General features: G+C 61.2%; 2 protein-coding genes and 1 pseudogene. All 3 read right to left on the reverse strand.

Annotation, left to right across the window (positions count from 1 at the left end; translation table 11 throughout):
- Nucleotides 1–735: pseudogene (locus RW092_RS18740) on the reverse strand (hypothetical protein); the annotation flags it as partial.
- Nucleotides 722–1,960 carry a DUF58 domain-containing protein gene (locus tag RW092_RS18745; protein ID WP_316010957.1) on the reverse strand — a complete coding sequence of 413 codons (1,239 nt, stop codon included), beginning with the start codon at nucleotides 1,958–1,960 and terminating at the stop codon, nucleotides 722–724. The gene RW092_RS18745 and the pseudogene RW092_RS18740, both read right to left, overlap by 14 nt.
- Nucleotides 1,957–2,681 (reverse strand): AAA family ATPase (locus tag RW092_RS18750; RefSeq protein ID WP_316010958.1); only part of this gene is annotated, 725 nt, incomplete at its 5' end. The genes RW092_RS18745 and RW092_RS18750, both read right to left, overlap by 4 nt.

Genomic DNA, 2,681 nt, shown 5'->3' on the forward strand with positions numbered 1-2,681 from the left:
CACCGGCTGCAGCGGCAGCAGCGAGCTGAGCAGCGCTGCGCCCGCCACGCAGGCGAGTACGACGACCCCGCCGGCGAGTCTCCCGGCTCCCCGGCTCAGTCCAGACTCGCCGCGATGGAACGCCGCCGCTTGCAGCGCGAGGCCCAACGCTGCCGAGCGGATGACGCCCAAATACAGCTCCAGGCCAACGGCCGCCTCCAGCGCGAGCAAGTAAATCACCGTGGCGCTCAAGAACAGCAAAATACTTTGCCGCGATAACGCCAGCATTTGTACGGAAACAACCAGCAACGTCCAACCGATCAACAGGAGCAAAGCCCGCGTCTCCATACTGATGGAGAACAGCCGCCCTGTATCCCAAAACACCTCCAAATCAGCAGAGACCGTATGGGCGTAGCCGATAAACCAGCCAATCCCCTCTCCTCTTCCGAACAGATACAACATGGCACCGGCGATAAGCAGCGGCGGCACCGGTGCATACAGGACAGATGGCAGCCGCAGGCAGCCAATGAGCAGCAAAGCACCTGTGAGAACGAAAAACAGCGGAAGCAGCTCCGTCTGCCTTTCAGGAATCATCGCGTGCAGCGGATACAACCATTCCCCAAATAAAGCAAACAACAACAGCGTGATTAAGATCCGCAGGCCGATGGAAGGCGCTGAATGTCCGCTGCGTCGGGAGGATGTCATCCGTGCCGACAGACCGCTGGCAGGGATCACTGACGCTTTAGGCGCTGACATGCTTGATCGCCCCTTTCCGCGGAGTTTTCGTCCGATACAGCGTCAGATCCAGCACCGTGACGCCCCTCTCCCGCAGTCGGGCAACCAGCCGCCCCAGATCCGATCCGCCGAGTCCGCCGGCACACCAAACTTCCGTGGCCACGCCCAGCTCAGCCAAATGCAGCACATCGCCCGCTAATTCAGGCGTCAGCTTGCCGGTGATGACGGTGAGGCTTTGCCCTTGGGAGAACACCTCGGACCAATCCCGGCGCAGTATTTCACCCGCAGACAAACCGTTCCCCAAGCGGAGGCCGGCAAGCTGCTCCAGACCGCTCATCAAGCCATCGCGACCGTTCACCTGGCAAGCGCCGTCCATCCCGCCATGGCTGAACCGAAGCTCATCGGACCCAGAATCGCCGCCTGCTTCGCGTGTTAGCCACGTTGCGGCTGCCGAAACCGCCAGTTCGAAGCCGGCGGAGGAAGCATAATCGCCGTCACGCGTGCTCAGCAGCAAATAACGCGGCATCACCCCCTGCTCTTCGGGAATGCGGGAGAGCAGCTCGCCTTTTTTCGCCGAGTATTTCCAGTGGATTCGCCGCAACGGGTCCCCTTCAACATAAGGTCTTAACCGGCCCGGTGCTGGAGAGGATGCGACCAACTGAGGCTGCCATGCTCCGCCGCCCTCTTGCTCCGCCCGTACCTCTGCCTTCGGGGGATTTCCTGCCAGCGGCAACGGATGAACGACCATCACCTCTGGGGAGGCCGCAAGTCGGCTCCGCTTGAACCAGCCAAACGGATCGCCCCAGGTCAGCTTGACGGACGCTTGCTTATAGACGCCCCGGGGTAAGCCCTGAATCGTATAAGTCATCCGGTAGTCCCGGCGAAATCCGGTAAAAAACAAACTACCGCCCCGGCTCCCCGGGCGGTTCTTCCCATTTTCTGAACCCACGGTGTCACCTGCCAGTTGGTCCTCGATCTGCAGCCAAACCGGCGGCAAACCTCCCTCACAGCGGACCGATAACGTGACCGTGACCGGTTCGCCGGCAACCGGATAGACCGGCTGCCAAGCGCGCTCCACCTTAAAGCGCTTTGGGCCAAACGCTTGGACCAAGATGCCCTGCAGCATCATGAATCCGACCAGCAGCAGCAAGAATAAAGACGACACCCCGCCGCGCCAAGCATACCAACCTCCCAAAGCGCCGGCGAAGGCGACGGCGATCAGCCACGCCCATCCTGCGTGCTTCATGATGAAGCCCCCGCTCTCCGTGCAAAAATCGGCACATCCACCTTAGACAACACCTCTGATAGCGCCTGCTCGCCGCTGACTCCGTCAAGCTTCGCTTCCGTTCGCAACACGATCCGGTGCGTGAGCACAGCGGGCGCGACCGCCTTGACATCGTCCGGCGTGACGAAGGAGCGTCCTCGGTAATACGCCATCGCCTGCGCCGCCCCCATCCAAGCGAGCGTTGCGCGCGGGCTGAAGCCCAGTGCGATTTGCGGATGCCGCCGGGAGACGTCCGCAGCGCCAACCATATAGCGCTTGATGACGTCGTCCACAAATACGCTGCGCACCTGACGCTGCATCAGGGCAATTTCCTCCGGTAACAGCACCGGCTTCAGATCGGTAAGATCAGGCGGATCTTGCATTCTCCCGAGTAAATCCACCTCCTGCTCCGGATTCGGGTACCCGAGCGTCAGCCGCATCAGAAAGCGATCCAACTGCGCCTCCGGCAAGCGATAGGTTCCTTCGTATTCCAGCGGATTTTGCGTCGCCAGCAGCAAGAACGGCTTCGGCAAAGCCCGCGTCTCTCCGTCAATCGTCACTTTCCGTTCTTCCATCGCTTCCAGTAAGGCCGACTGGGTTCGCGGCGCTGCCCGATTGATCTCATCGGCCAATACGACATGGGCGAACACCGGCCCTGGCCGAAACTCAAACTGACCGCTCTGCGCATGGTATACCGTTACGC

Origin of the sequence: Paenibacillus sp. 3LSP (assembly GCF_032465655.1) — a bacterium.
Classification (GTDB): Bacteria; Bacillota; Bacilli; order Paenibacillales; family Paenibacillaceae; genus Fontibacillus; species Fontibacillus barengoltzii.

Coding starts and splice junctions, on each gene's coding strand:
- RW092_RS18745 (WP_316010957.1), bottom strand. CDS start 1,960: ATGAAGCACGCAGGATGGGCGTGGCTGATCGCCGTCGCCTTCGCCGGC.